Raw genomic sequence first — 21,717 nt, 5'->3', positions numbered from 1 at the left:
AAACCTAGCGAGCCCCGCTGGCGGGGCTCGCTTGATGTGGGCATGCCTCACCCCACGGTGACGCCGCCGCAGACAAACAAAGTCTGCCCGGTAATGAAGCTGCTGCGCTCGTCGCAGAAGAAACTCACCGCCTGAGCCACATCCTCGGGTTGGCCCATACGCTGCACCGGGATGTTGTCGACGATGCGTCGTGCGCGCTCCGAGTCAGGCGGGTTGTTTTCCCAGAAGGCCGTGGTGGCGATGGGGCCGGGAGCCACGCAGTTGACCGTGATGCCATCACCGGCAAGCTCCAGCGCCCAGGTGCGGGCCATGGACTGAAGTGCCCCCTTGGTCGCGCTGTAGAGACTACGTGCCTCCTTGCCCAGCACCACGCGGCTGGCGTTGATGACGATACGGCCGTGGTTGCGCTCGCGCATGCCCGGCAGCAGGGCCTGAGTGCAGACCAGCGCCGAGCGCACGTTGAGGTGCATCAGGCGGTCGAAATCTTCCACTTGTACCTGATCGAGCAACGCCGGCATCACGATTCCCACGTTATTCACCAGGCAGTCCACGGCATGCTCCTCGATGATTTCGGCAAGCACTGCACGGGTGGCCTCCACTTCGCTGAGATCGACGCGGTGCGCATCGGTCCTGAGCGATTCGGCTTCGGGCTCGACGATATCCAATACGATGGTGCGATAGCCGTCGCGCTGCAGGCGCAGGGCGATGGCCTGGCCAATGTTGCGGGCGCCACCGGTGACGACTGCGCAGGATTCGGTCATGTCGGGTCCTTATGGATAGCGGGCGGGTTGTGACACTTATTACGTGTCGCTATTATTGTGCGTATTGCGTACATATGTTCGTCTAGCGTCGAAAAGATTGCGCTTCGCCTCTGCTTGCCTCAATGCGACCTTCGTCGTGGGCGGCTGCCTGGGCACCATGACTAAAGGAGAGACAGATGCCACAGCAGTCCCGCATCGTAGTGGTGGGAGCCGGCACCATGGGAGCCACCCTGGCAAGGCTGATGGCCTCGCGCGACATGTCGGTCACATTGCTCGATATCGATCGCGCCAGGCTCGCGAGTTGCCGAGAGGCCATGTCAGACGACGATGTCCCTTCAAGTCAGTTGGACTTCACCAGCGACTGGCAGGCAGTCGGCAATGTGAGCGTAGTGATCGAGAGCGTGACCGAGGATCTCGACCTCAAGCGCCGTGTTCTGGCCGAAGCCGAGCGCCACGTGCCTGCCGAGGCGCTGGTCATGACCAATACATCGGGCCTCTCCATCGATGCGCTGGGTCAGTCCATGGCGCACCCCGAGCGCTTTGTTGGCGCTCACTTCTTCAATCCCGCCGACGTAGTTCCCGCCGTGGAAGTGGTGCCGGGGCGGTTGACGCACGCTGCTACCGTGGAGCAGACATGCCGGCTGCTGAGGCGACTGGGCAAGCGGCCGGCGGTACTCAACAAGAGCGTGCCCGGCTTCGTCGCCAACCGTATACAACACGCGCTGATGCGTGAATGCCTGGCCCTGCTGGAGCAGGGGGTGGTGGAGGCCGAAGCGCTGGACGACATCGTGCGCTACTCGATAGGCGTGCGTCTGGCAATCAACGGGCCGCTGCGGCAGCGCGACCTCAACGGCCTTGATACCCATCTCAACATTGCCCGCTATCTCTATTCCGATCTTGAGGATCGGCATACACCATCACCGCTACTCGAGACCTACGTGGCGGAAGGTCGACTGGGGCGCAAGAGCGGGCGAGGCTTCTTCGAGTGGCCTGCGGATACCGCCGAGGCACAGTCTCGTCAAGAGCGCGAGCTGTTGGTGCGCTTGCTGGCGTTGCTGGAGGAGTCGGCCTCAAACTAGACGTTAGTCGCATCTGTTTCTCATTCCATATTCCAGAGGGGGCTGTCTGGCATTTCCAACTCCTTGATTCAAAAACTTCCTGCTCTGGAGTGGCCTGCGCGGTAGCCGGCCCGGCGGGGCCGAGGTTATTTGACGACTGTGACTCGGGATAGTATTTTGTTCGTTATACAAATGATTGTTCGTATCACGAACTAAATAGACTCGCTTCGAAGAGGGCAGTGCAATGGCCGATTTCCTGAGCCTGCATGACGCGGTCGCGCGCTACGTCGAAGACGGCGCCACCGTGGCCATGGAAGGCTTTACCCACCTGATTCCCTTTGCCGCGGGCCATGAAGTGATCCGCCAGGGCAAGCGGGACCTGACCCTGATCCGCATGACCCCCGACCTGGTCTACGACCAGTTGATCGGAGCGGGCTGCGCGAAGAAGGTGATCTTCTCCTGGGGCGGCAACCCCGGCGTGGGTTCGCTGCACCGCCTGCGTGACGCCGTCGAGAAGGGCTGGCCGCACAAGGTCGAAATACTCGAGCACAGCCATGCCGCCATGGCCTGCGCCTTCGAGGCCGGTGCCGCCGGGCTGCCGCTGGCTGTGCTGCGGGGCTATGTGGGCAGTGAGTTGCCCAACGTCAACGACCAGATCAAGTTCATCGAGTGTCCCTTCACGGGCGAGCGCCTGGCCGCGGTGCCTTCGGTGCGCCCGGACGTCTCCATCGTCCATGCCCAGAAGGCCGACCGTGCCGGCAACGTGCTGGTGGAAGGCATCATCGGGGTGCAGAAAGAGGCCGTGCTGGCGGCGAAGCACAGCATCGTCACCGTCGAGGAGATCGTCGACGATCTGACCGCCGAACCGGACTATCACCCCAACGCCTGCATCATTCCCGGCTGGGCGATCAGTGCCGTGGCAGTGGCCGAGAAGGGCGCCTACCCCTCCTACACCCATGGCTACTACCCGCGCGACAACCGCTTCTACAAGGAGTGGGACGCCATTGCCCGTGATCGCGACGCCTTTAGGCAGTGGCTTGACGAGAACGTCCACCAGCAAGTTGCCAACCCGGCGGGAGGGAAAGCCTGATGAGTCGTGAATACACTTCCTCGGAAATGATGACCGTTACTGCGGCCCGCGCCCTGGAAAACGGCATGACCTGCTTCGTCGGCATCGGCCTGCCCTCCGAGGCCGCCAACCTGGCGCGCCTGACCCATGCGCCGGATGTGGTATTGATCTATGAATCCGGCACGCTGCAGACCAAGCCGGATGTGCTGCCGCTCTCCATCGGCGACGGCGAGCTGTGTGATTCAGCGCTGACCACCGTCTCGGTGCCGGAAATGTTCCGCTACTGGCTGCAGGGTGGCAAGGTCAGCGTTGGCTTCCTGGGTACAGCCCAGATCGACCGCTACGCCAACCTCAACACCACCCTGATCGGCGACTACCATGATCCCAAGGTGCGCCTGCCCGGCGGTGGTGGGGCGCCGGAGATCGCGACGAATGCAGGCGAGGTCTTCATCACCCTGAAGCACTCCAAGCGCGCCTTCGTCAAGGACGTGGATTTCATCACCACCCTGGGTTTCGGCCGCGACGGCAAGGGCCGCGATGGCGTGCCCAATATCGGCCGTGGCCCGACTCGGGTGATTACCGACCTGTGCGTGATGAAGCCCGACCCCGAGACCAAGGAGTTGGTGGTCGTTTCGCTGCACCCAGGCGTGAGCCGTGAGGACGTAATCGATGCCACCGGCTGGGAGATCCGTTTCGCCGACACTCTGGAAGCCACGCCGGAACCCGGTGCTCGCGAACTCGAGGTGCTGCGCGACCTGAAAGCAAGAACCGACCGCAAGCACGCCGGCGAATAACCTCACCATGAAACGGCCTGCACTCAGCGCGTTTCAATGGCAAGTTCTGGAGAAATGAAGTGATGAACGACGTCTATCTCTGCCATCCGCGCCGCACCGCCGTTGGCCGCTTCGGCGGCACCCTGGCAAGCGTGCGCCCCGATGACTTTGCCGCCAGCGTGTTCAAGGGGGTGCTGGCGGAGGCGCCCGGACTGGATCCCGCCGCAATTGAAGAAGTCTTTATGGGCTGTGCCAACCAGGCCGGTGAGGACAACCGTAACGTGGCTCGCATGTCATCGCTGCTGGCGGGGCTGCCCACCACGGTGCCCGGCACCACCCTGAACCGGTTGTGCGGCTCCGGCATGGATGCCATCGGCACCGCCTTTCGTGCCATCAAGGCCGGCGAGATGGAGCTGGCGCTGGCCGGCGGCGTGGAGTCGATGTCCCGGGCGCCATTCGTCATGGGCAAGGCCGACAGCGCCTTCTCCCGCACCCAGAAGATCGAGGACACCACCATCGGCTGGCGCTTCATCAACCCGCTGATGAAGAAGGCCTATGGCGTCGAGTCCATGCCCGAGACCGCCGAGAACGTCGCCGAGCAGTACAGCATCTCCCGCGAGGACCAGGACGCCTTCACCCTGCGCTCCCAGCAGAAGGCCGCTGCTGCACAGAAGTCAGGGCGCTTCGCCGAGGAGATCACGCCGATCGAGATCCCGCGGCGCAAGCAAGAGCCGCTGGTCTTCGATACTGACGAGCACCCCCGTGAGACCACCCTGGAGAAGCTGGCCGGCCTGCCCACGCCGTTTCGAGAGGGTGGCAGCGTCACCGCCGGCAACGCCTCCGGCGTCAACGATGGTGCTGCGGCGATGCTCGTTGCCAGCCAGGCGGCGGTGGACAAGCATGGCCTCAAACCCATGGCGCGAATCATCGGCATGGCCACCGCCGGCGTGGAGCCGCGCATCATGGGCATCGGCCCAGTACCGGCGGTACGCAAGCTGATCGAGCGTACCGGCGTCTCGCTGGACGAGATCGAGATCATCGAGCTCAACGAGGCCTTCGCCGCCCAGGCGCTGGCGTGCATGCGCGAACTGGGTATCGCCGACGACGACCCACGGGTCAACCCTAATGGCGGCGGCATCGCCCTGGGCCATCCGCTGGGCATGTCCGGCGCCCGTCTGTTGCTGACCGCTGCTCACGAACTGCAGCGCACCGGCAAGCGCTATGCCCTGTGCACCATGTGCATCGGAGTGGGGCAGGGAATTGCTACGCTGATCGAACGCGTTTAACCGCAGCCGAGGCCAATCCGCTGGTGGTGCTGGCCCACCCCCTGGGCATGACCCAGGCGGTGTGGGACGACTTGTTACCGGCGCTGCTGCCGCGCTGGCACTCGGGAAAGCCCCTTGCCGTTCTGCTACAATCTTGCTTCGGTTTTTTATATATGCCCCGCCTCGGCTTGTCTGCCGAACGTTGCATCCGGCGCACTCCCGGCGCCACTCCGTCGAGGTCGCTTTTGTAGGCAAACGCTCCCTCATATGGCGTTAATCGAACATGAGAGTACCCATGACCGAAGCAACCGCTTTCAAACCCAACACCTTGTTTATCGAAGTCTCCGGATCCGGGCTGCCTGAGGTCGATGGCCTTTATGTGCCTTCAGAAGCGCCGCCCACCAAATCCGAATCGGGCGTTGTGTCCAGCCCCGGCTACTGGAACGGCAAGATGGCCTGGGATCGTGCCGATGGCAAGTCGGCCAGAAGCCCCGCCATTTCCTACTCCAACAGCTATAAGTCATGGCGTATCTGCCGCCTGGACGGACATCTTGCCTACGAATTGACCTGCGAAAATGAATTGCCGCCCACGGATCGCGAGTGGAACGTCTACAAGATGGGGGTCGCCCCGGCACCGAAAGTGGTGATCCACCATTGCGATCCGAGAGAGCCTTGCCCCGAACCCAATGTCGTCTACGTGCTTGGTGGTCCCGGCGCTGGCAAGGGCACCATGTGCGAGCTCGCGGAAATCCAGCTGGGCTGGACGCACCTCTCCACGGGGGACCTGCTGCGTGCAGAACAGGAGGCCGGCGGTCCGACCACCGAGATCATCAAGGAATACATTGCCGCCGGTAAGCTGGTACCCAACGAAATCGTGGTGCGCCTGCTGAAAGACGCCATGGAGCGGACCACCCGTACCACCGGCAAGAGAAACTTCCTGATCGATGGCTTTCCCCGTTCGCTGTCCAACCTGGAGGCATGGTACGAGGTCTTTGGCAGGGAAGCGGAACTTCCCACCATGCTCTACTTCGAGTGTCCTTTCGAAGTACTCGAACAGCGCATTCTGGGCCGCGCCAAGTACTCTGGCCGGGCTGATGACAATGTTGAGGCCATGAAGCTGAGATTCGATACCTTCAGGGCCGAGACGCTGCCAACGGTCGAGCTGTTCAAGAGCAAGGGCAAGTGCGTCGAAATCGACACCAGCCAGGACCGCGAAGCGGTCTATGCGCTCCTTCGCGAGCAACTCGCGCAGTACACCGAGCAGCGTCTGATGGATCAGCCGCTTACCGAGCAAGCCAAGATCCTTCTTGGCCTGAGGCCCTACCCGCGCAACGCGTGAGAATTGCGATTCAGTAACCACTAACGCCGGGGTGCCTAGCCCGGCGTTGCCCGTTTTCAGGTGCTACCCACCTGACTCGCCGATGAGATGCTCAAGTACGACATCGAGCCCGAGATCGAGCCTTGTGCAGCAAAGAATCCAGTCGAAGGGCTTTTGGTTTTCGGTCCGACAAGGCGTCAGTAGAAGCGCATGCCGACCCTGACGACCTTGTCACCTTTCACTTCACTCACTACCCAATGAATGCCGTGCCACGCCACGTCATCGCCGATGACGGGGTGGCCGCCAACGCGCATGGAAATGAACTCGCCAAGTGTCATGTCCTCCTCCCCCGGGGTGACGGAGATGCCATACGCCTTGGCAATTTCCCCCAGGCGGGCGTCGGCATCCAGCGTGAAAGGGCCGAAGAATTCCTTTTCTTTCTTCAGCTTGGCATCGCCGTTGAATAATTTGTTGAGTACGGCCAGGTCTTCATTGCGACCGATCACACAGATGACGTCGTCTATCTTGAGGCGCGTACTGCCTTTCGGGTGCAGCATGGCATGTTCGCGGAACAGGGCGGAAATCAGCGCACCGGAAGGAAAGCGAAGCAGTCGGATGGGCACGTCATCCAGGTTCTGATTCTCTACCTGGTATATGAACATTTCATAGTCATTCTCGGGCAGGATGCCTAGCGGCCCTCGATGGTTGGGCGCCGTGGCCGGGGGTAGTTGCACCTTCATCCAGCGTGCCATCAGGGAGATGGTGCCACCCTGGATGAGTAGCGACATCAACACCACGCCGAAGGCGACGTTGAAATAGAGAGAGGCATTTTCTACACCGCCGATGAAGGGAAAGATGGCCAGCACGATGGGAACCGCCCCGCGCAGTCCCACCCATGAAATGAAGCCCAATTCATGCCAGCGGAACTTGAAGAAGGGCTTGATGGAAACAAGTACGGCCAGTGGTCGGGCCACGAAGATCAAGGCAAACCCCACCAGGAAGGCGGGCAGCGTGTAGTCCAGCAGATCGCTCGGGGTGACCAGCAGCCCCAGCACGAGGAAGAGACCGATCTGGCTCAGCCAGGCCAGGCCGTCATGCACGGGAAGTATGAAGTTGAGATGTCGCCCGGGTTGGTTGCCGATCATCAGGCCGCACAGGTAGATCGCCAGGAAGCCACTACCGCCCAGCACGCTGGTGGCGCCGAAGACGAAGAAGCCCAATGCCAGGGCCAGCAGCGAGTAGAGGCCGGGCGCCAGGTCGACCCAGCGCAATAGCTTGCCGGTCAGCCAACCACCACCGATGCCGATAACGATACCTACCCCGAACTGCTGAAGCAGGAACAGCGTTGTTTCAGCGATGCTCCCGATGTCACCGACCAGGATTTCGATGAACATGATGGTCAGGAAGATCGCCATCGGATCGTTCGTGCCGGATTCGATCTCGAGGGTGGCACCGACCCGCTCGTTCAGATTGATGCCGCGACCGCTGAGCATCGAGAACACCGCTGCGGCATCGGTGGAGCCGACGATGGCACCGACCAGCAACCCCTGGACCAGGGTCAGGTCGAAGGCCCACATCGCAACCAGCCCTGTGATGCCGCTGGTCAGGAAGACTCCGAGCGTGGCCAGGGAGAGCGCCGGTCGAAAACCTGTGCGGAACGTCTTGAAACGGGTGCGTAGGCCACCATCAAGCAGGATCAAGGCCAGGGCGAGGTGCCCGATCAGGAACGCAAAGGAGTAATCATCGAACCTGATGCCGAGCAGGCCCTCCTCGCCTGCCAGCATGCCTAGGCCCAGGAAGATGATAAGAAGCGGAAGGCCGAATAGCGAGGAAAGTCGGCTTGCCAGGATGCTCAAGGCCAGAAGGGAGCCACTGAGCAGGAAAAGGGTGTTGATGGAGTCCATGCAGATGCCCTTCGTTTGGCAACCCTGTGCTAAGCCTGATCGGCGTTCCTTGGGTTCAGTGGCAGACTCGTGAAGCTGCTGTTCTGCTGGGCAAGACGGAACAAATTAATTATACCCGCCGCCTACCGCATGCAACCCGCACACAGTAACACTGGGATGGCAGTGAGTCCGGCGTACCTGCTCCGGTACCAGGGTGATGCCCAGTTCCGAGGCCATCAGGCCGAGTACCGTCTGCAGCTCGTTGGACACTGGAGATAGTCACTTTCAGGCCGTGGCGGCGGAACAGGCCCAGAGTGGTATCGGCCAGGCTGAGCCGTGGTTTGGCGAGAAACAGCACCAGCAGCGCCAAGTCGGCGCTTGAGGCCGAGCAGCTCGACGCCCAGGGCAAGCAGGCGGTGGCGTAACGCCAACCCATGCTACCCGTTATCCTCCTCGGCCTGCCTCACTTGTGCAGGATGGGCCTTATTTCCTCCGAGGGCACCTGAAAGGCTGATCATTACCTTCCTGGCCACGGCTTCAGGCACCAATCCAGCGGGATCACTTGTCGTCGCGGTCCCCGGGCTTCACCTCGTAGTCGCCTTCCAGCACCTGCTGCTCGCGGTGGGAATCGACCCCGGGTCGGCTGCGATAGTGCGTCTCCTGATAGTGGAAACCGGTGCCCACATCGTTCGCTTGCTCGGCACGCAATTGCTCGAGACGTTTCTTCATGCGATAGCGCATGATGGGCAGCATGGCCCAGCCGATCAGCAGGAAAAACAGTCCGAGTAAAGTGCCGATAATCAGCAGCATGCCGAACAGCAGCCAGGTCAGAATCAGCTTCAGCCCGCCGAGAGGCCCGCGCGGCGTCTGGCGAGCACGGGCACGCCACTGCTGTGCAGCGTGCCAGGCGGCGTTGCGGCGTGGGTCGTTGGGATCGGTCATGAACATCTCCAGCACGAGCATATCGTCAGCATAAAGGGCGACGAGGTGAATGGCTCCCATTTGGAGGCCACGGATACGTAAACGTTCCTGGGTGCGTCACGCTACCACGGGCGCTCCTGCCACAAGCCTCCTGCCACAAGCCTCCTACCACAAGCGCCACAGCGCGGCGGTGAGCACGCCGGCAATGATCGCGGGTAAGGGTTTCTGCAGGATCAGCATGACCGCCAGGGTGGCGACCAGGGCCAGACGGGCGCCCCAGTCACCGTGCACGGCCATTGGAGTAATCACCGCCACCAGCACCGAGCCGGCCATTGCGTTGATGAAACGCTCCACTCTGGGGCCGATCGGTACCCGCGACATGATGAAGACACCGCCGGCACGGGATAGGTAGGTGACGAACGCCATGATGACGATGGCGGAAATGGCGCCGGCAAGAGTGGCAGGAAGGTTCATGGTTACTCTTCCTTGCGCGCTGGTTGCAGAACGCCCGCGAGGCCGCCTGCCAGTGCGCCGACGATGACATGGGAGTGCACTGGCAGCCATGCCATGGCTGCCAGTGCCGCCAGCGCGGCGGCGGCCCAGGGCAATAACATCGACAGGTCGTGGCGGCCGCCCACCAGCATGGCGAGCAGGAAGCAGCCCATGATCACGTCCAGGCCGAAGCGTTGGGGCTCCTCGATGCCGCTGCCGAACAGAACGCCGAGCAGGGTGCCGAACAGCCAGGTCACCCACAGCGCGATGCCGCCGCCCACCAGCATGCCGACATTGGTTTCGCCCCTCTGGTGATCGGCGGCGGCCATGGCCCAGTTGGAATCGCTCATCACTACCACGCTGCCGTAGCGCTGGGCCGTGGGCAGATGGGCGAGCCAGGGCTGGATGGCGGCCCCCATCAGCAGATGGCGGGCGTTGATGGCGAATGTTGTGGCGACCAGTGGCAGCAGGGGGATTTCCGGCCCCCATAGCTCCAGAGCAGCGAATTGCGAGGCGCCGGCGAAGACCAGGGCGCTCATCAGCATTGCCTCGAGGCCGGAAAGGCCGCGGGAGAGGGCGGCCACGCCGAAGGCCAGACCGAAAACGATAACGAACAGCGACAGTGGCGCCATTCGCCGGATGCCGACAATGATGCCGGCCAGGTCGAGCTGTGCTCCGGGAGAGCCCTGACTCATGCTCGCCACGCTTCGGCGACGATCTCGTAGCTTCTCAGCCGATCCTCAGCCTCGAAGACGTCGGTATTTAGCATCAGTTCGTCGGCCCCGGTCTGCTCAAGGCAGTGCTCTAGCCCGGCCTTCACTGTTTCGGGACTGCCAATGATCGCGGCGCCCAGGAACTGTTCGACCTGGGCCCGCTCCCTGGGAGTCCAGTCGAGGGTTTCCACCGGTGGCAGTGAACGCGTGCGCCCCCCGCGCACCAGGTTGAGGAACTTCTGCTGCGCGGTCCTGGCCAGGTACTGGGCTCGTTCATCACTTTCGGCGGCGATCACCGGCAAGCCGACCATGGCGTGAGGCTTGTCGAGCACCGCGGAGGGACGAAAGTTGTTCCGGTACAGGCGAAGTGCCTCATGCAGGTACCCTGGGGCGAACTGGGCGGCGAAGGCGAAAGGCAACCCCTCTCGGGCCGCCAGTTGGGCGCTGTAACCGCTGGAGCCGAGCAGCCAGAGTGGCACGCGGGTACCCTGGCCCGGTACGGCTCGGACCCGCTGTCCGGGCCGGGTCTGGCCGAGAAAGCCCTGCAGTTCAGCAAGGCGCTGGGGGAAGTCATCCACTCCGGCCCTGGGGTCGCGCCGCATGGCCTGCATGGTGGCGGCGTCTGAGCCCGGGGCGCGGCCCAGGCCCAGGTCGATGCGGCCGGGGTAGAGCGTGGCCAGGGTGCCGAACTGCTCAGCCACCACCAGCGGCGGATGGTTGGGCAGCATGATGCCGCCACTGCCGACACGGATGTGTGAGGTAGCACCAGCGATATGGCCGATCAGTACGGCGGTGGCGGCGCTGGCAATGCCGTCGAGGCTATGGTGCTCGGCCAGCCAGTAGCGGGTGAAGCCAAGTCGCTCGGTCAGCCGTGCCAGGCCCACGCTTTCCCGGAAGCTGTCGGCAATGGTGCCACCCTGGCGGATGGGCGCAAGGTCGAGTACGGAGAGCGGGGTGTCGGTGAGTCGGGGCATGGTCGGTTCCGTCCGCTGATTTGTTAGCCTGCTGTGTATTCCCACTAACATCGGGGCTACGCCGGGAATATGCAATGTCTGATGCGCGAAAACCGTGTCGGAGAGCTTGACGGGCTGGCCTGTCGATGCTGAAGGCGCCTGACTCATCTTACTGTTTGTTGCAATACAGTAGTCAGGCGAGGGCGCAAGCCTTAAGCTCAGCAAAAGGGTGATACTGGACTTAAGCATGTCTCCTATCGGACCGAACAACGGCAGATATCGCCGCGGTGCTACCCGTCGACGCCCCCCTCCTCGTCAGCAGCGCGCCGGGTTCGATCGCTGGCTCGATCATGCGGTCGATGTTGCCGTGATTACCGCCCTGATGGTAGGCGGTGTGGCCCTGGTATTGAACCTTTTGTTGTGATGGTACGTGGCCCACGTCGATCACTTTCACTTCGCCATGCGGGGCTACCGGCTGTGTCGTTGATGCTGGAAGCGGGCGTCCGTTCGCACGTGGCCTCAAGCCCCCGTACACTTGTAGCATCCTCAAAGGTCGCTGAGTAAGGAGACCTATGCTGGGATTTCTCCAGGGCTTTGCTTATGGACTCTTCGTCACTTGCCTGCCGTGGCTCCTGGTCGGCCTGGCCAACCCGCGCCTGGCAGTACCAACCGATGCTCCCAGCCGGCTGCAGGTGATCTTTCGCTACTGCCTGCTGATTCCGTTCATCAGCATGCTGCTGTGGCTGACTTCACTGTGGGGCGGTTTCGGGCCGAGCCTGGGCGGCTGGCTGGGGGGCCTGGTCGCCGTCCCCGCGGCACTCCCCCTGGAACGGGCCTGGCGGCGCTGGCGGGCCCGGCGTCATCGTCGTCGGCTGGAGGCGCGCCTCGAAGCCGAGGCGGCGCACCGGCGTGCAGAGCAGGAGCGTGAGGCTCGCGAGGCCGGCGTGGCAGTGCTCGACCCGGCCCATCCCCCGGTCGACGCCGATGAATTGATGATGTCCCTGTGCCGTGCCAAGCAAGGCCTTCTCGATACCCGACGACCCGACCTCGCCATCCAAGTGGACCGATTCTATAGCCGCTATTGCAACGTGATGGATGTGTTGGTGGCTCGCTTCGACAGGAGCGAGCTGGCCTTCGAACGCTCTCGGGGGCTGGTCACCGAGGTGTGCCTGGGTGCGGTGGACAACTTTACCTCCATGGCTGCTCAGGCGCGTGGGGTGGTGGGCCTCGATGGGGGCTTCGTGCGCCGCCGCTTGGAGCAGGACGGTGCCAAGCTGTCGGTGGAAGAGCGGATTGCACTGAAGCGTCGCCTGGAGTTGATCGATGACACCGAGTTGCGCCTGCGTCGCCTGGTGGCACGCAACGAGTCGGCGCTGACGCTACTCGATGATGCTGCCGTGGCCCTGGCGCGGATCGAGACGGGGCGCCCCCAGGCCTCGGTGGCCACTGACCAGGCCCTGGAGGAGCTGCGGCGCTTCATTGGCCGTGCCGAGCGTTACGGGCGAGGGGATCAGCGCTGAGGCTGGCAGGGTGCTAGCTTGTAGCTAAGCGACAAGGTTTTTTTGAGACCAGACTTTTTGAGACAAGGCTTTTTGAGACAAGGGACCGAGACAAGGGAAGCAACCTATGAGTGAGCCGTCCGAGCGTGGATCCCGTCTCTCCTTGCCGCCGGCAGAGGAGATCGCCAGCGAGCTGGTGAAAACTCTGCCCGAAGTCGCGGAGGAGAACGCACCCGAGGCAGATGACCCCGAGTTGAACGAGATGGCCGACGCCTTCGTCGAAGAGGTGCTGGCCAGCAGTGAAGACGGCTTGGCGCTTGCACGCCAACGCCGTGCGGTGGACGAAATGGGCCTGGAGCTGCAGCAGCAGGCAGCGCACAAGAGCGAGATGCTGCAGACGCCGCTGAAAAAGCTGGCGCACCAGGGCGATGACGGCGGCCCTGTGGCCCGCGCCTTGGTCGACCTGCGCGGCAGGATGGAGGAGCTGGACCCCCAGCAGCACCGGCTTTCGCACAATCGGCTCGATCGGTTGATGGCACGTATCCCGGGGGCAGGCAGCCGGGTACAACGCTATTTTCGCAAATTCGAGAATGCGCAGCAGGCACTGGACGCGATCATCGTCGATCTGGAGGCGGGGCGCGACATGCTGCACCGCGATAACCTGACCCTGAGCGACGACCAGGACGCCTTGCGTCAGCTAATGGGCCGGCTGCATCGTCAGATCAGCCTCGGGCGCTTGATCGACCGTCGGCTGCAGCAGGCAGTGTCCGGCCTGGCCGCCGACCATCCACAGCGGCCTTTCATCGAGGAGGAACTGCTCTTTCCGCTGCGCCAGCGCATCGTCGACCTTCAGCAGCAGCTGGCAGTCAGCCAGCAGGGGGTGCTGGCGCTTGAGGTCATCATCCGCAACAACCGCGAGCTGATCCGTGGCGTGGACCGTGCGATCCACGTCACTGTTTCGGCCCTGACCGTGGCCGTCGCGGTGGCCATGGCGCTGGCCAACCAGCGGCTGGTGCTCGACCGCGTCGAATCGCTCAACACCACCACTTCGGACATGATCGCCGGCACCGCCAGAGCGCTGCGCCACCAGGGAGTGAAGATCCAGACCCGGGCGGCTTCGGCACAGCTGGACATGGCGTCCCTGGAGCAGGCATTCGGTGACGTAATGGGCGCCATCGACGACCTTTCCCGCTATCGCCAGGAGGCTCTGCCCCGCCTGGACGAGCAGATCAACCGGTTGATGAAGCTATCGCATCAGGGGGGGGAGGCGATCGACCGACTCCAGCGTGGTAGTGAGGCCCAGCCCGAGTCAGCCGAAGAGAAGGCGTCGGTCGAAGAGAAGAAAAAGGGGGCCTAACGCTCGCCGGGGCCGTCGTCATGCCGGTCATTGGTAGTGTCGGGCGGACTGCGCGGTGGGATGTCATTGCGCCAGGCATCCCGAAACGCCTTGCGCATCAGTTCCCACGACTCCTCCATGCCCTGGCGTAGAGAATCCCAGGCCGCCTCGCTGGCGTGCTGCAATTCATCGAGCCGGCGGCGTGTTTCGTCACGGCGCTGCTTCAGCCGCTCGATATCTTCTTCGTACTTGACCCGTGCCTCGTCGCTGGCGTGGCGGGCCCTAGCGGCGAGCTCATCGATTTCGGCATTCCACTCATCCAGCCGGGCCTTCATCTGCTCGACGAATTCGTCACGATTGCTCATGGTCTATCCCCTCCCTTCGCAAGACGTTCTTCGCTTGAGCATGAGATACAAGCTGGCTTCCTACAAGCGCGCTGCGACGCTCAAACCTCCCACGCCACCCGGTTGCGGCCCTGTTGCTTGGCCCGGTAGAGCTGGCTGTCCGCCTGTTCGATCAGCTGTTCGCAGGTGAGCGCGCTACTGGCGGGAACGGCGCTGGCGACACCCAGGCTGGCGGTGACCTTATCGGCGTGGTCCGAGTAAGCATGGGAAATCGCCAGGGCGCGAATTGCATTCCGAATGAGGTGGGCGACCTTGCGGGCGCCCGCAAGATCGGTATCAGGCAGGACACAGACGAACTCTTCTCCCCCATAGCGCGCCACCAGGTCGGTGGATCGTGTGACTACCCCGGCCAGGGCACCGGCGATCGCGCGCAGGGTGTCGTCGCCAGCGACATGGCCGTAGTGATCGTTAAAATCCTTGAAGCGGTCGATATCAATGAAGATCACGGAAAGGGGCTTGCCGGAGCGCCGGGCCCGCTGCCAGGAGTCGGTCAGGAAGCTATCGAATTGGCGCCGATTGGCGATGCCGGTAAGGCCATCGATGGTGGAGATCTGATGCAGCTGATCGCGCTGGTCAAGCCCGCGCTGGAAGGCATGCAGCAGTTCGTCGAGACTCTCGACCAGATGCCCCAGCTCATCATCGACATGATGTGACAGGTCGGGCTTGCGCCATCGCCCAGGCTGGCTCGGGTTGGTATCGATGATGGCCGCGTGGACCTTCAGCAGTGGCCGGGTAATGAAGGCGTGGAAGACGACCACCAGCAGAGCGGCGATGGCCAGCGCCTTGAAAACACCCAGTGAGAAGATCAGCAGGCTTCGATCCATGAAGTCGCGGGCCAGGCTGTCGATGGCCAGCGTCATTTCGATATCACCGACCGATTGGGTCGGCGAGGCAGCTCCCAGGTCGTACACCAGCATTTCTTGATAATGAAGGATGTCGCCGAAAAGCGCATGGGCCAGCCAGTTGCTATCAGGCGGCACGTTCCTTTCGCGCAGGGCCATGCTGCGACCGAAGTCGTCTCGGATGACGACATGGGCCACCCTGCCACCGCTGAACAGCCCCTCCACCACCTGTGTTGCTAGTTCCGGATTGAGTTGAAAGGCGGCTTCTGCGGCGGTGCCGTGTACCAGATCCAGCCGGTGCTGCGTCTGGTTCTGGACTTCATGCCGCATCTTGCGGGCGTCCAGGGCGAGTTCAAAGGCTCCGGCAATGATGCTGAGCAGCAGCGCGATACAGAGCGTCAATACGGCCTGCTTGGCGGTCAGACTGCTTCGGCGGGGACGTCGTTGCCGGATGGGTGTGCTGGCTGTCATTGTGCTACGTCCGTTTCACCGCTCGACTCGAGCGTGACGCTCTCGGCGGTGTGTAGCCTATCGATGGCAGACTGGAGGCGGGTCGCGTAGTTCTCGGGCACCGACGGGTGGCAGGCAAGATAGAGCTGGGCAGCATGGAAGATGAACAGCTGGCGAAGCTCGACTTCCGCTTCGCTGGCGAGGTATGTCGCGGTTTCCACATTGGAAACCCATACATCGATTAGGCCGGCCTTCAGCCGTGCGATATTCTCACGCTCGGCGGAGGCCTTGACGATGGAGATTCCTTGGCGTTCAACGAACTGACCCGCCGCATCCTCGCGAAAGCTCCCCACTTGCAGTGATTCCAGTTCGTCCAGCGAGCCAGCCTGCGTCGCGGAATCGGCAAGGCTATAGGCTGCCCATTCATTGGCCCCGAGCGGGCCGATCCAGGTGAAGTGGGACTCGCGCTCGGGAGTGCGTGCCGTTGAGTAGACGCAGTGGTTGTCCCTCAGTTGGGCTTCGGCAAAGGCGCGCGCCCAGGGGAGCAGCCTGAACCTGGCTGAAAGCCCTGACTTTTCCAGGGCGGCCCTCAGCAGCCGGGTCGACTCGCCGTCAATGTCGCCGTCATCCGTCAGGTAGTTATATGGCGGATACTCTTCGGTAATGAAGGTGAGAACCGGCAGGTTGGCAAACGCCGGAGCAGGCAGCAGCAGGCAGACCGCAAACAATAGCCATTTTTTCATGCGCCTGTGGATGCCTCCTGTTTTAAGGGATATTGTGCGACAACAACCTAGCCGATGCCTCCCGGAAAGTCACCTTAGGCCGTTAACGCAAGCTTGGCTCTGTAGAGCCTGCCGGCCTGTGGCTGGCGGTCTTGGCGATGGCATCAGCACATTGCCCAGGGGGAACTGGCTCAGCCAAGAATGCTCTGCTTGACGGGGGCCAAGCGCCAGGCGTGTCATGAATGCAACCGATGCATCATAAGCTGATAGGCTATGAGCCGAAGCCCCGTCCACGGCAAGGAATAATCACTATGAGCGCGGTACCAGCGGCTGTCGGAGACACGCCACGGCAGCGGGCGTCGAAAAAGGAGCTCTTCGGATGGGCGATGTTCGACTTCGCCAACCAGGCCTTTACCCTGCTGATCATTACCGTGGTCTTCGGCGAGCTATTCACTACGGTGATCGTCGGCGACCGTGAAGACGGCTTTCGGCTGGCCAACCTGCTGTGGAGCCTCGCCCTGGCCGTGAGCTACCTCTTGGTAGTGATCACGGGTCCGCTGTGCGGTGCGGTCATGGATTACCATGCTGCCAAGAAGCGTTTTCTGTTCGTCAGCTACTTGGCAACGGTTGCCGCAACGGCGATGCTCTACTTCGTGCAGCCCGGCTATGTGGTGCTGGGCCTCTTGCTGATCGTGGTCTCCAACTACGCCTACTCCATGGGCGAGTCCTTCATCGCAGCCTTCCTTCCCGACCTGGGGCCGCCGGAGGACATGGGCAAGATATCCGGCTTCGGCTGGGCGCTGGGTTATGTAGGCGGGTTGTTCGCCGCCGGCTTCACCCTGCTGGTACTGGGCGAAGCCACCGCAGACAACTTCGAGCGTATCCGCTGGGTGGGACCCTTTGCGGCGGGCTTTTTTCTGGTGACGGCCATTCCCACCTTTCTCTGGGTCAAGGAGCGTGGTACGCCGCAGCCACCGGGCAAGGCCTACCATCAGATCGCCTGGGAACGGGTTGCGAGGACCCTGCATGAGCTCAGGCATTTCCGCGATCTGGGCCTTTTCCTGGTCTCGCTGCTGTTCTCCATGGCGGGGGTCTATATCATCATCGCCTTCGCTTTCATTTACGGCGCCCAGGTGATCGGCTGGGATGAGGCGACCCGCAACATAATGTTCATCATCGTCCAGATCACCGCGGCGGCGGGGGCGCTGGGCTTTGGCTTCATTCAGGATCGCATCGGTACCAAGCTCACCTATCTGTTTACCCTGACACTGTGGGTGGCGGCGATCTTCGCCATCTGGGCCACGCCGGAAGTCACCGCCTTCCTCAATGCAAGCCTGGGGCTCGAGTGGGAGGCACAGCACCTCTTTCTGGTGGTGGGCTGCCTGGCCGGGCTGAGCCTTGGATCGAGCCAGTCGGCCAGTCGCGCCTTGGTGGGTCTCTTCTCGCCCACTCGCAAGGCGGCAGAATTTTTCGGCTTCTGGGGGCTGGCCAACAAGTTTGCCGGCGTCATGGGTATCATCGGCCTTGGACTTCTGCAGTCGGTAGTTGGTCTGCAGGCCTCCATTCTGCTTTGTGCCGCGCTGTTCATCACCGCGATCCTGATCTGCCTTGCGGTCAATCAGGCGCGCGGCCAGCAGGCGGCCCGCGACTGGGAGGTGCGTAATCCGGTCCAGGAAAAGGCAGGCTAGATGTCGCTGTTGATCGACCCGCTGCTGCTGGCCTCGGTGGCCCTGGTCTTCCTGGTGGCCGGCACCGTCAAGGGCGTTATCGGCATGGGCATGCCCACGGTGTCCTTGGCACTGCTCACCGCAACGGTAGGGTTGCCATCGGCCATGGCCCTGCTGCTGGCACCCACCATTGTCACCAACGTCTGGCAGGCATTGGTGGGCGGCTATCTGCAGCAGATCCTGCGGCGACTGTGGCCCTTTTTGGTGGCCTCGGTGGTTACCGTATGGCTGGGCGTAGGCGTCTTGGCCAGGGTCGACGTGCGGTGGCTCTCCGGCCTGCTGGGCGTGTTGATCGCCTTCTATGCGCTTTCGGGGCTGTTCAACCTCGGCCTCGGCAAGTTGGTCAGCCGTGGCCGACATGCGGCGCCGGTCAATGGCGCGCTGACCGGGCTGATCACCGGCATGACTGGCTCGTCGGTCTTTCCTGGCGTAGCCTATCTGCAGTCCCTCGGCCTGCCGCGGGATATGTTGATCCAGGCCATGGGCGTGTTGTTCGTGGTCACGACAGCGGCGCTGGGATTTTCCATGTGGGAGCAGCACCTGCTCAGCGTGGAACTGGCGCTACTGTCGCTGGGTGCGGTGATACCGGCCATTCTTGGTATGCAGCTAGGTCAGCGACTGCGACATCGGTTGTCGGAGGCCGCTTTCCGGCATGTCTTCCTCACCGGCCTGCTGGTCATGGGTGGCTACCTGCTGCTGCGTGCGCTGACCGGCTAGGCGTTGCCGGGCGAGGGAATGCTTTGCCGAGGCGAGGGTCGAATACTCAATGCTGTCATGCATGGGACTATCCTTGTTGTAGTCGTTCGCGCGATAGTTGTCTGCGCATCTAGGGCACTTCATGGCCCGGCGGTAGGCGATTTACAGTACAGGCAGCAGGCACAGAGGTGTCAACGCCCAAGGGTTGGCTCCGACAATGGGCCAAGGGAGACGTGCTATGAGCCGTGGTGACGGGTCGGCCCGATGGACCGGACTGGGTATGATGCTGCTGTTCTGGGTTCTGTTCATCGGTGCCGGTGGCTGGTGGTTCCACGGCTTTCTCGAGCAGCAACGTAACCCCAATGCTCACCTGGTAAATGCGGTGACCGGGGAGAGCGATCAGGTTGTTCTCGAGCGCAACCGTTCGGGTCATTTCATGGCCACCGGGCGCATCAACGGAGAGCCGGTGGAATTCCTGCTCGATACCGGTGCTACCTATGTCGCTGTGCCCGCGGATATGGCCGAGCGACTCGGCTTGAAGCGCACGGGTTCGGCCTGGTTCAATACTGCCAACGGCCGTGTGCGCGGGGATCTGACGACGCTTGATGAGGTCAGTCTGGGAGGGTTCACAGCGGATCAGGTGCGAGGCTCCATCAGTCCAGGCCTGGACGGTGAGGTGGCCCTGTTGGGCATGAGCTTTCTCAATCGCTTCGATATCCAGATCCGCGATGCCCGGATGATCCTGCGCCCGGCCCAGCAACCCTGAGGCGTTCATGAACGACCAACCGCGAGGCCGTCGCGCCGAAAAGCCCAAGCAGATACCGGGGCCAGGCTGGCTGGATGTCATCTGGCGGGTCAAGCAGGAGCTTGCCGACGACCGTGTCAATTTGCTGGCTGCTGGCATTGCCTTCTACGCTTTGTTGTCACTTTTCCCCGCCCTGGCCGCCGTCATTTCCCTATGGGCGCTGGTCTTGGATCCCCATGAGATAGTCAGCCAGATCGGCGAAATAAGCCGTTTCATGCCGCCGGGTGGAGCGAGCCTGATCAATGAACAGGCCCGAGAGGTCAGCGACAGCACGGATGCCGGGCTCAGCCTGACCGCCTTCATCAGCCTGTTGATAGCGCTGTTCGTGGCCTCCAAGGGCGTACGTGGCTTGATGGTAGGGCTCAATGCCGTCTATGGCGAGGATGAGCGGCGGCCATTTTTCCAGCGTTTCCTGGTCGTTGCCATTCTTACCCTGGGGCTGATCCTGATCTCCCTGGCCGCCACCATCTTCGTGGCGTTCTTTCCCCTGTTGATCGGCATGCTGGGCCTGGACAGCACGGCGGTCAGGATCATCGGTTGGCTGCGCTGGCCGGTACTCCTGCTGTTTATGATGCTGGTCATTGCTGTACTATATCGCTTTGGCCCATACCGCAGTAAGCCGCGCTGGGAGTGGGTCAGTGTCGGCACCGTCACCGCGACGCTGCTGTGGCTGCTGGGCTCCGGCGGCCTCTCGCTCTATGTCAGCCGGGTGGCCGACATGGCCGAGCTGTACGGTTCGCTGGGTACCGTCGTGGTAATGATGCTCTGGTTCTGGCTCTCCGCCTTTGTCGTATTGCTGGGTGCCGAGATCAACGCTGAAATGGAGCGACAGACCCGCAAGGACACTACCACCGGTGAGCCCCGACCCATGGGCGAGCGCGGCGCTCATGCCGCCGACACGCTGGGTCCCAAACGGCCCTGGCGGCAGATCCAGCAAACCCACCATGGAGATGAATCATGAGCCTGGCCCAGCGACTCGGCATCGACCTTCCCATCCTTCAGGCACCCATGGCTGGCGTGCAGGGCTCGTCCCTTGCCATCGCGGTGGCCGAGGGCGGCGGCCTCGGGGCGCTGCCCTGCGCCATGCTGAGCCCCGAGGCCATGAGCGACGAGCTCGACAGGATTCGAGCGAAGACCACACGACCGATCAACGTCAATTTCTTCTGTCACCTGCCACCAGAGTCCGATTCCGCCTGCGACGCACGTTGGCATCAGGCGCTGGCGCCCTACTATGCGGAGTTGGGTCTCGACATCGACAGCGTGCCGGCCGGCCTCGGCAGGCGGCCTTTCGACGCCGAGGTCTGCGATGTGCTGGAGACGTTACGCCCCGAGGTGGTGAGCTTTCACTTTGGCTTGCCATCGCCGACTCTGCTCGAGCGTGTGAAGGCCTGGGGGGCGACCGTGCTCTCTTCGGCCACCACGGTTGAGGAGGCCATGTGGCTAGAGGCGAATGGTGCCGATGCGGTGATCGTTCAGGGGCTCGAGGCAGGCGGCCATCGAGGCATGTTTCTCACCGAGGATCTCACCACCCAGGTAGGCACCCTGGCGCTGCTGCCCCAGGTGAGGGCAGCCGTCACGGTGCCGGTGATCGCCGCGGGGGGTATCGCCGACGCACGTGGTGTGGCGGCGGCGCTCGCCCTGGGGGCGGATGCGGTGCAGGTCGGTACTGCCTTCCTTTGCTGTCCCGAAGCGACCACGTCGATGCTGCATCGGCGGGCACTGCAGAGTGAGGCCGCGCGTCATACGGCACTGACCAACCTCTACAGTGGCCGGCCGGCGCGAGGTATCGTCACCCGCCTGATGCGCGAGCTTGGTCCGATCAGCGCATTGGCACCGGCCTTTCCGTTGGCTACAGCGGCCATCGGCCCGTTGCGTAGTGCCGCCGAGGCGCTGGGAAGCGGTGACTTCTCGCCGCTGTGGGCCGGCCAGAACACCAGCGGCTGCCGCGAAGTGCCTGCCACCGCGCTGTTGCGGGAATTGGCCAGCGAGATTTCCTGAGGCTGCAATGACGCTGTGGTGGTGGGGCTGAT

Annotated in this window: 23 protein-coding genes; 13 read left to right on the top strand and 10 right to left on the bottom strand. The window is 62.8% G+C overall.

Annotated features, from left to right (window positions below):
* Positions 1–47 precede the first annotated feature (47 nt).
* On the bottom strand, positions 48–761 hold the full coding sequence (locus DU490_RS12765) for an SDR family NAD(P)-dependent oxidoreductase (protein ID WP_114574671.1): 714 nt from the start codon (positions 759–761) through the stop codon (positions 48–50).
* 176 nt (positions 762–937) lie between these two features.
* Here DU490_RS12765 and DU490_RS12760 point away from each other — a divergent pair, with 176 nt between their 5' ends.
* The 5 genes from DU490_RS12760 to DU490_RS12735 all read left to right on the top strand — a co-directional run bounded on the left by DU490_RS12760 (position 938) and on the right by DU490_RS12735 (position 6,265).
* The gene (locus DU490_RS12760) at positions 938–1,840 is read left to right on the top strand and encodes a 3-hydroxyacyl-CoA dehydrogenase family protein (RefSeq protein WP_114574670.1); all 903 of its coding nucleotides are present in this window, start codon (positions 938–940) and stop codon (positions 1,838–1,840) included.
* 223 nt (positions 1,841–2,063) lie between these two features.
* The gene (locus DU490_RS12755; RefSeq protein ID WP_114574669.1) at positions 2,064–2,909 is read left to right on the top strand and encodes a CoA transferase subunit A; all 846 of its coding nucleotides are present in this window, start codon (positions 2,064–2,066) and stop codon (positions 2,907–2,909) included.
* The gene (locus DU490_RS12750; RefSeq protein ID WP_114574668.1) at positions 2,909–3,682 is read left to right on the top strand and encodes a CoA-transferase subunit beta; all 774 of its coding nucleotides are present in this window, start codon (positions 2,909–2,911) and stop codon (positions 3,680–3,682) included. The genes DU490_RS12755 and DU490_RS12750 overlap by 1 nt, the downstream gene beginning before the upstream one ends.
* A 62-nt stretch (positions 3,683–3,744) precedes the next feature.
* Positions 3,745–4,947: a 3-oxoadipyl-CoA thiolase gene (pcaF, locus tag DU490_RS12745; RefSeq protein WP_114574667.1), complete on the top strand. Its 1,203-nt coding sequence runs from the start codon at positions 3,745–3,747 to the stop codon at positions 4,945–4,947.
* Positions 4,948–5,221: 274 nt separating this feature from the next.
* A complete protein-coding gene (locus DU490_RS12735; RefSeq protein ID WP_114574666.1) occupies positions 5,222–6,265 on the top strand; it encodes a nucleoside monophosphate kinase in 1,044 nt (347 codons plus the stop codon).
* Positions 6,266–6,441: 176 nt separating this feature from the next.
* Here DU490_RS12735 and DU490_RS12730 read toward each other — a convergent pair whose 3' ends face one another.
* The 6 genes from DU490_RS12730 to DU490_RS12705 all read right to left on the bottom strand — a co-directional run bounded on the left by DU490_RS12730 (position 6,442) and on the right by DU490_RS12705 (position 11,227).
* Positions 6,442–8,148, bottom strand: a complete 1,707-nt coding sequence (locus tag DU490_RS12730; RefSeq protein WP_114574665.1) for a potassium/proton antiporter — start codon at positions 8,146–8,148, stop codon at positions 6,442–6,444.
* A 105-nt stretch (positions 8,149–8,253) separates the two neighbouring features.
* Positions 8,254–8,397 carry a hypothetical protein gene (locus DU490_RS17230; protein WP_181870038.1) on the bottom strand — a complete coding sequence of 48 codons (144 nt, stop codon included), beginning with the start codon at positions 8,395–8,397 and terminating at the stop codon, positions 8,254–8,256.
* A 288-nt stretch (positions 8,398–8,685) separates the two neighbouring features.
* Entirely contained in the window at positions 8,686–9,069 is a 384-nt protein-coding gene (locus DU490_RS12720) for a hypothetical protein (protein WP_258801655.1), read from the bottom strand.
* Between the two features lie 144 nt (positions 9,070–9,213).
* Positions 9,214–9,522 (bottom strand): AzlD family protein, encoded by a 309-nt coding sequence (locus tag DU490_RS12715; RefSeq protein WP_114574664.1) that lies wholly within the window; start codon positions 9,520–9,522, stop codon positions 9,214–9,216.
* 2 nt (positions 9,523–9,524) lie between these two features.
* Positions 9,525–10,235 (bottom strand): AzlC family ABC transporter permease, encoded by a 711-nt coding sequence (locus tag DU490_RS12710; RefSeq protein WP_114574663.1) that lies wholly within the window; start codon positions 10,233–10,235, stop codon positions 9,525–9,527.
* Entirely contained in the window at positions 10,232–11,227 is a 996-nt protein-coding gene (locus DU490_RS12705; RefSeq protein ID WP_114574662.1) for an LLM class flavin-dependent oxidoreductase, read from the bottom strand. The genes DU490_RS12710 and DU490_RS12705 overlap by 4 nt, the downstream gene beginning before the upstream one ends.
* Positions 11,228–11,453: 226 nt before the next feature.
* Here DU490_RS12705 and DU490_RS17225 point away from each other — a divergent pair, with 226 nt between their 5' ends.
* From DU490_RS17225 to DU490_RS12695, 3 genes are all read left to right on the top strand, one after another.
* Positions 11,454–11,630 carry a hypothetical protein gene (locus DU490_RS17225; RefSeq protein ID WP_181870037.1) on the top strand — a complete coding sequence of 59 codons (177 nt, stop codon included), beginning with the start codon at positions 11,454–11,456 and terminating at the stop codon, positions 11,628–11,630.
* A 148-nt stretch (positions 11,631–11,778) separates the two neighbouring features.
* The gene (locus DU490_RS12700; protein WP_114574661.1) at positions 11,779–12,726 is read left to right on the top strand and encodes a cobyrinic acid a,c-diamide synthase; all 948 of its coding nucleotides are present in this window, start codon (positions 11,779–11,781) and stop codon (positions 12,724–12,726) included.
* A 106-nt stretch (positions 12,727–12,832) separates the two neighbouring features.
* A complete protein-coding gene (locus DU490_RS12695) occupies positions 12,833–14,062 on the top strand; it encodes a toxic anion resistance protein (RefSeq protein WP_114574660.1) in 1,230 nt (409 codons plus the stop codon).
* Here DU490_RS12695 and DU490_RS12690 read toward each other — a convergent pair.
* From DU490_RS12690 to DU490_RS12680, 3 genes are all read right to left on the bottom strand, one after another.
* Entirely contained in the window at positions 14,059–14,406 is a 348-nt protein-coding gene (locus DU490_RS12690) for a hypothetical protein (protein ID WP_114574659.1), read from the bottom strand. The genes DU490_RS12695 and DU490_RS12690 overlap by 4 nt on opposite strands.
* A gap of 80 nt (positions 14,407–14,486) precedes the next feature.
* Positions 14,487–15,758, bottom strand: coding sequence for a GGDEF domain-containing protein (locus DU490_RS12685; RefSeq protein WP_114574658.1), 1,272 nt, complete (start codon positions 15,756–15,758; stop codon positions 14,487–14,489).
* Positions 15,755–16,480, bottom strand: a complete 726-nt coding sequence (locus tag DU490_RS12680) for an ABC transporter substrate-binding protein (RefSeq protein WP_114574657.1) — start codon at positions 16,478–16,480, stop codon at positions 15,755–15,757. Before DU490_RS12680 ends, DU490_RS12685 begins: the two co-directional genes overlap by 4 nt.
* Positions 16,481–16,845: 365 nt before the next feature.
* On the opposite strand from DU490_RS12680, the gene DU490_RS12675 reads away from it, so the two are divergent.
* From DU490_RS12675 to DU490_RS12655, 5 genes are all read left to right on the top strand, one after another.
* Positions 16,846–18,147, top strand: coding sequence for an MFS transporter (locus DU490_RS12675; protein ID WP_114574656.1), 1,302 nt, complete (start codon positions 16,846–16,848; stop codon positions 18,145–18,147).
* Positions 18,148–18,903 (top strand): sulfite exporter TauE/SafE family protein, encoded by a 756-nt coding sequence (locus DU490_RS12670; protein ID WP_258801654.1) that lies wholly within the window; start codon positions 18,148–18,150, stop codon positions 18,901–18,903.
* A gap of 217 nt (positions 18,904–19,120) precedes the next feature.
* Positions 19,121–19,648: a TIGR02281 family clan AA aspartic protease gene (locus DU490_RS12665; protein ID WP_114574655.1), complete on the top strand. Its 528-nt coding sequence runs from the start codon at positions 19,121–19,123 to the stop codon at positions 19,646–19,648.
* Between the two features lie 7 nt (positions 19,649–19,655).
* A complete protein-coding gene (locus DU490_RS12660; protein ID WP_114574654.1) occupies positions 19,656–20,648 on the top strand; it encodes a YihY/virulence factor BrkB family protein in 993 nt (330 codons plus the stop codon).
* Positions 20,645–21,685, top strand: a complete 1,041-nt coding sequence (locus tag DU490_RS12655; protein WP_114574653.1) for a nitronate monooxygenase family protein — start codon at positions 20,645–20,647, stop codon at positions 21,683–21,685. The genes DU490_RS12660 and DU490_RS12655 overlap by 4 nt, the downstream gene beginning before the upstream one ends.
* Positions 21,686–21,717 lie beyond the last annotated feature (32 nt).

The organism is Halomonas sp. DQ26W (assembly GCF_003339685.1).
GTDB lineage: Bacteria > Pseudomonadota > Gammaproteobacteria > Pseudomonadales > Halomonadaceae > Halomonas.
This window is presented reverse-complemented; position numbering and strand designations above follow the sequence as displayed.

Excerpts from the sequence above, each read along its gene's own strand:
- DU490_RS12765 (WP_114574671.1), bottom strand. The coding sequence starts at position 761 with ATGACCGAATCCTGCGCAGTCGTCACCGGTGGCGCCCGCAACATTGGC.
- DU490_RS12760 (WP_114574670.1), top strand. The coding sequence starts at position 938 with ATGCCACAGCAGTCCCGCATCGTAGTGGTGGGAGCCGGCACCATGGGA.
- DU490_RS12755 (WP_114574669.1), top strand. The coding sequence starts at position 2,064 with ATGGCCGATTTCCTGAGCCTGCATGACGCGGTCGCGCGCTACGTCGAA.
- DU490_RS12750 (WP_114574668.1), top strand. The coding sequence starts at position 2,909 with ATGAGTCGTGAATACACTTCCTCGGAAATGATGACCGTTACTGCGGCC.
- pcaF (WP_114574667.1), top strand. The coding sequence starts at position 3,745 with ATGAACGACGTCTATCTCTGCCATCCGCGCCGCACCGCCGTTGGCCGC.
- DU490_RS12735 (WP_114574666.1), top strand. The coding sequence starts at position 5,222 with ATGACCGAAGCAACCGCTTTCAAACCCAACACCTTGTTTATCGAAGTC.
- DU490_RS12730 (WP_114574665.1), bottom strand. The coding sequence starts at position 8,148 with ATGGACTCCATCAACACCCTTTTCCTGCTCAGTGGCTCCCTTCTGGCC.
- DU490_RS12720 (WP_258801655.1), bottom strand. The coding sequence starts at position 9,069 with ATGACCGATCCCAACGACCCACGCCGCAACGCCGCCTGGCACGCTGCA.
- DU490_RS12715 (WP_114574664.1), bottom strand. The coding sequence starts at position 9,522 with ATGAACCTTCCTGCCACTCTTGCCGGCGCCATTTCCGCCATCGTCATC.
- DU490_RS12710 (WP_114574663.1), bottom strand. The coding sequence starts at position 10,235 with ATGAGTCAGGGCTCTCCCGGAGCACAGCTCGACCTGGCCGGCATCATT.
- DU490_RS12705 (WP_114574662.1), bottom strand. The coding sequence starts at position 11,227 with ATGCCCCGACTCACCGACACCCCGCTCTCCGTACTCGACCTTGCGCCC.
- DU490_RS17225 (WP_181870037.1), top strand. The coding sequence starts at position 11,454 with ATGTCTCCTATCGGACCGAACAACGGCAGATATCGCCGCGGTGCTACC.
- DU490_RS12700 (WP_114574661.1), top strand. The coding sequence starts at position 11,779 with ATGCTGGGATTTCTCCAGGGCTTTGCTTATGGACTCTTCGTCACTTGC.
- DU490_RS12695 (WP_114574660.1), top strand. The coding sequence starts at position 12,833 with ATGAGTGAGCCGTCCGAGCGTGGATCCCGTCTCTCCTTGCCGCCGGCA.
- DU490_RS12690 (WP_114574659.1), bottom strand. The coding sequence starts at position 14,406 with ATGAGCAATCGTGACGAATTCGTCGAGCAGATGAAGGCCCGGCTGGAT.
- DU490_RS12685 (WP_114574658.1), bottom strand. The coding sequence starts at position 15,758 with ATGACAGCCAGCACACCCATCCGGCAACGACGTCCCCGCCGAAGCAGT.
- DU490_RS12680 (WP_114574657.1), bottom strand. The coding sequence starts at position 16,480 with ATGAAAAAATGGCTATTGTTTGCGGTCTGCCTGCTGCTGCCTGCTCCG.
- DU490_RS12675 (WP_114574656.1), top strand. The coding sequence starts at position 16,846 with ATGTTCGACTTCGCCAACCAGGCCTTTACCCTGCTGATCATTACCGTG.
- DU490_RS12670 (WP_258801654.1), top strand. The coding sequence starts at position 18,148 with ATGTCGCTGTTGATCGACCCGCTGCTGCTGGCCTCGGTGGCCCTGGTC.
- DU490_RS12665 (WP_114574655.1), top strand. The coding sequence starts at position 19,121 with ATGAGCCGTGGTGACGGGTCGGCCCGATGGACCGGACTGGGTATGATG.
- DU490_RS12660 (WP_114574654.1), top strand. The coding sequence starts at position 19,656 with ATGAACGACCAACCGCGAGGCCGTCGCGCCGAAAAGCCCAAGCAGATA.
- DU490_RS12655 (WP_114574653.1), top strand. The coding sequence starts at position 20,645 with ATGAGCCTGGCCCAGCGACTCGGCATCGACCTTCCCATCCTTCAGGCA.